At 43.0% G+C, this 2,548-nt stretch carries 3 protein-coding genes; all 3 read left to right on the top strand.

Annotated features, from left to right (window positions below; translation table 11 throughout):
- A partial coding sequence (locus BM231_RS26745; RefSeq protein ID WP_093524426.1) for a hypothetical protein occupies positions 1-396 on the top strand: 396 nt, incomplete at its 5' end.
- Positions 393-1,046, top strand: coding sequence for a hypothetical protein (locus tag BM231_RS26915; protein ID WP_139226426.1), 654 nt, complete (start codon positions 393-395; stop codon positions 1,044-1,046). The genes BM231_RS26745 and BM231_RS26915, both read left to right, overlap by 4 nt.
- Before the next feature lie 26 nt (positions 1,047-1,072).
- A complete protein-coding gene (locus tag BM231_RS26735; RefSeq protein WP_139226425.1) occupies positions 1,073-1,567 on the top strand; it encodes a hypothetical protein in 495 nt (164 codons plus the stop codon).
- Positions 1,568-2,548: the final 981 nt, after the last annotated feature.

The following is a 2,548-nucleotide window of genomic DNA, read 5'->3' as shown; positions in this document are numbered from 1 at the left end:
ATGACACCATTTGCAGAAAGCTCGACGCAAACCAACGAACGACCCAAGAGCCACATCACCCTCATCCGCAAGGTTCAGGAAAAAGCGTTTGAGGACATGCAGTGGGAGTTGTTTGTGGCACAGGTAATCGCAGATTTCGCCAAAACAGGTCAATCAGAGGGCAAAGGACCACCGAACTTGGCAGCAATCAAGCCGTTTGTGAAGAGCCAATTAGAGTATGCTCACTCACTTGGTCTTTCAACTGCATATGATCAAAAAGCCTATGTGTTCTGTGCCTGGAGATATGGAGAGAAGTTTGAGCAGCACTATGAAGAAGCAAAACAAGCCTTCGCAACCCCCTCGTTACGAGCAGATTTTTTCAGGCATCATGTGTATCAACGGGGGAGTAACTCATGAGTAATCCTAGCACTCCGCCAAACAGCAGCCCAACAAAAATTTGTGAGACATGTCCAGAATGCAAAGTAGAAGTGGGTTCATTTTTTGTCCATCCGTCTGTGTTTGACACTGGTGGAAGCCATCTTTTTATACGCTACACTAAACGAGATGGCTCCATGTGGTATTATCGCGGAGGGCCTTCCACAGGAAGTGAGTTTTCAGAAGACCCCAATGCAACAGAAGCAAATGCCCAAAATTCAGAACCAAATCCCGAGGTTCGTACAGGCGAGCAAAAAGATGAGCCATCTAGTGTTCCAGAGGTTATGATGCCAGACTGGTTGGGGGGAGAGACATACGGCGGACAAGAAATTGGCAACACAAATCCAATGGGTGCAATTATTACGCATTATGGGCTTTGGTCTGGCAGCGTTGAAGAGAGAAAATACGATAATAGGCCGTCTGGAATGTTAGAAATCGCAAGAGGATCATCGCATTGTGATTACCATGATTCCTTTGCCAATATTCTTAGGAATATTGGCGCTTTAAATATCGATTATGATACACTCGGCCCTAATAGCAATAGTGTCGTAAGAACTATATTAGAGAAAACCAGCTTACCTGTATTGAAACCAGATCGCTTTACACCGGGTTGGGGAACCATTCTATATTAAATTATATTTACTGGAACAGTACCGTCATGTTTATTCGGAAATTAAAAATAACAAGCATATCTATATTAGTGGCGTCCATAGTAATTCCAACGCTACTTTATGCATCTAATGAGAAAGATAAAAGATCTATGAAGATTTATACTTTTAAAACGTTTCCTGATAACGGGAATGAACCAATGTTAGATCTTAAGTTCTTGGACACAATAGACAGGCTAGCAGCTTCCGAATTCTATCAGCAGATATTTCTTAACAAGCACATTTCTCAGGTACGTGAAATTTATGACAAGGACTTTGTCTTATTCAAAAAAGGTGATCATCATGCCGCTTATATGAATTGGCGCACTTCTAAGGATAGTGAATTGCTAAAATCAAATCAATATTCCATATCTTATCAATACTCTATTAAAGATCCCAAAAGAGATGCTGCTGGAGCAGGGTTATCTTACGATATTACTCTTACAGTTGATAAAGAAGATATCGTTAAAGACGTTAAGGTAACCAATGATTTTTACTATTTTTGAGGTAAACATTGTTTAACTTCTCTTTGATTAAGCGAGCTATAACTGAATCTGATATATGAGGTTTTTGAGATAGCAGCGTATCGGGTTGATTGATGCCAAAATCAACGTTTTAACCACTTGGAGATATGCTATCTAGGATCAGGGGCACATCTTGAGGCGACTTTATATCAGAGCCAAGGCTGAGCCTTTCAACGGCAATCTTGTTTTCGCTGCTAACCGTAGTGGCGGGACTTCGAGCGAGGGGGTTCATACCTTGAAACACCACTTGAGCGCTGAAATCGCGAAGATACTTAAAGTCCCGCGTCAACAGCCATACTCCGTTTGAGCTGCATTTGTTCTCTTCCAAAGACCTTGAATGTGCCCGAATGCCGTCAGAGAACATAAGAATAGCAAAATCTTTACAATTTGAGGCTCATAACCTGAAGGTCGTAGGTTCAAATCCTACCCCCGCAACTAAATATTCGATCAATAGATCAAACATATAACAAAAGCCCCAAACCACCGGTTCAGGGCTTTTTGCGTTCGCGTCAACACAACGTCAACAAAAGACACGTTCGCAAGCAGCTTACTCAGCAGATATGGGTGAGAAATGCTGATAGCAGTCGCGGATCAGTGCGGACGAGGGCCTCCAAGGTAGGCGTAGTGACTCAGCTGCTGCAAAGCGTCAGTTGGTAAGCTAAGATCTACTCAGCGACGCTTACTTTCCTTAGGGCTGTTCCAGCCTGATGACGAATTGACCATTTGCGGACATTAGGCTGCTCATGGAGAAATCAAAGCTACTGTGAAACGTCAACCTAAAGTGGATTTTACTCAGGCCTTTGCTTGGGCCAGGGGCAGACGCTCAAGTTTCTCTATCAGGAATTGATGCGCTCGACTGGAAGGAGTTGCTATTTGGAGTGGCCTATGAAAAGTGGAGAGCCTTTTGCTCAATATTTCTTTTCTGTCTCTCAAACACGATTGGTGATTGATAACCTAACGCCG

It is taken from the genome of Pseudovibrio ascidiaceicola (assembly GCF_900114245.1).
GTDB lineage: Bacteria > Pseudomonadota > Alphaproteobacteria > Rhizobiales > Stappiaceae > Pseudovibrio > Pseudovibrio ascidiaceicola.
The sequence above is the reverse complement of the archived record's forward strand: the minus strand, read 5'-3'. Positions and strand labels throughout refer to the sequence as shown.

Bases quoted from the DNA above. Each gene is read 5' to 3' on its own strand.
- BM231_RS26915 (WP_139226426.1), top strand. From the start codon at position 393: ATGAGTAATCCTAGCACTCCGCCAAACAGCAGCCCAACAAAAATTTGT.
- BM231_RS26735 (WP_139226425.1), top strand. From the start codon at position 1,073: ATGTTTATTCGGAAATTAAAAATAACAAGCATATCTATATTAGTGGCG.